The organism is Sphingobacterium composti (assembly GCF_009829075.1).
Classification (GTDB): Bacteria; Bacteroidota; Bacteroidia; order Sphingobacteriales; family Sphingobacteriaceae; genus Sphingobacterium; species Sphingobacterium composti.
Genome location: NZ_WUQZ01000051.1, coordinates 1 through 1,840, shown reverse-complemented (window position 1 = coordinate 1,840; position 1,840 = coordinate 1). Strand labels below are relative to the sequence as shown.

The window sequence follows — 1,840 nt, the reverse complement described above, 5'->3', positions numbered from 1 at the left end:
TAAGAAGAAGACAACAGTTACTATCCGCTTGGAAAGCTTCGGGCTATTAGTACTACTCAGCTTTGGTCTCTCAACCTTTACACCTGTAGCCTATCAACGTAGTCATCTTCTACGACCCTATAAGGAAGTCTCATCTCGTGGCTAGTTTCGCACTTAGATGCTTTCAGCGCTTATCTATTCCCGACGTAGCTACCCAGCCGTACACCTGGCGGCATAACTGGTTCACCAGCGGTCAGTCCATCCCGGTCCTCTCGTACTAAGGACAGATCCACTCAAACTTCCAACGCCCACAACAGATAGGGACCGAACTGTCTCGCGACGTTCTGAACCCAGCTCGCGTGCCACTTTAATGGGCGAACAGCCCAACCCTTGGGACCTTCTCCAGCCCCAGGATGTGACGAGCCGACATCGAGGTGCCAAACCTCCCCGTCGATATGAGCTCTTGGGGGAGATCAGCCTGTTATCCCCAGCGTACCTTTTATCCTTTGAGCGATGGCCCTTCCATACAGAACCACCGGATCACTATGTCCGTCTTTCGACCCTGCTCGGCTTGTAGGCCTCACAGTCAAGCAAGCTTATGCCATTGCACTCCGCGTACGGTTACCAAGCGTACTGAGCTTACCTTTGAAAGCCTCCGTTACCTTTTTGGAGGCGACCACCCCAGTCAAACTACCCACCAAACAATGTCCTCGTCACTGACGAGTTAGAAACCGAATACAGAAAGGGCGGTATTTCAAGGGTGTATCCACNGTCAAGCAAGCTTATGCCATTGCACTCCGCGTACGGTTACCAAGCGTACTGAGCTTACCTTTGAAAGCCTCCGTTACCTTTTTGGAGGCGACCACCCCAGTCAAACTACCCACCAAACAATGTCCTCGACTTAGCCGAGTTAGAAACCGAATACAGAAAGGGCGGTATTTCAAGGGTGTATCCATGAATCCTGGCGAATCCACTTCAATTACTCCCGCCTATCCTACACATCCTGTACCCAATTTCAATGTTAAGCTATAGTGAAGGTGCATGGGGTCTTTCCGTCCCGTTGCGGGTAATCGGCGTCTTCACCGATACCACAATTTCACCGAGCTCATGGCTGAGACAGCGCCCAGATCGTTACACCATTCGTGCAGGTCGGAACTTACCCGACAAGGAATTTCGCTACCTTAGGACCGTTATAGTTACGGCCGCCGTTTACTGGGGCTTCGATTCAATGCTTCTCTTGCGATGACATCCCCTCTTAACCTTCCAGCACCGGGCAGGTGTCAGGCCTTATACCTCATCTTTCGATTTTGCAAAGCCATATGTTTTTGCTAAACAGTCGCCTGGGCCTTTTCACTGCGGCTGCTCATCGCTGAGACAGCGCCCCTTCTCCCGAAGTTACAGGGCCATTTTGCCGAGTTCCTTAGCCATGACTCACTCGAGCACCTTAGGATTCTCTCCTCGACTACCTGTGTCGGTTTACGGTACGGGTTTTATATACCTGAAGCTTAGCGGGTTTTCTTGGAAGTCTGATTACCTGCTCTATCAACGCCCCCGAAGGTTTGCTGTACTATTGGGTTTCAGCTAGATTGGCGGATTTGCCTACCATTCTAATACCTACGCCTTTTAACGAACTATTCCGTCAGTTCGCGGCAGTGTCACTACTCCGTCACCACATCGCAGTATATAAAAGTACTGGAATATTAACCAGTTGTCCATCGGCTTTCTCCGTTCGGATGCGCCTTAGGCCCCGACTAACCCTGATCCGATTAGCGTTGATCAGGAAACCTTAGTCTTTCGGTGGGCGGGTTTCTCACCCGCCTTATCGTTACTTATGCCTACATTTGCTTTTCTATAATCTCCA

General features: G+C 50.6%; 1 rRNA gene. It reads right to left on the bottom strand.

The annotated features are described in order from the left end of the window. Nucleotides 1-26: 26 nt before the first annotated feature. Nucleotides 27-1,840, bottom strand: a 23S ribosomal RNA gene (locus GOQ17_RS15990); the annotation flags it as partial.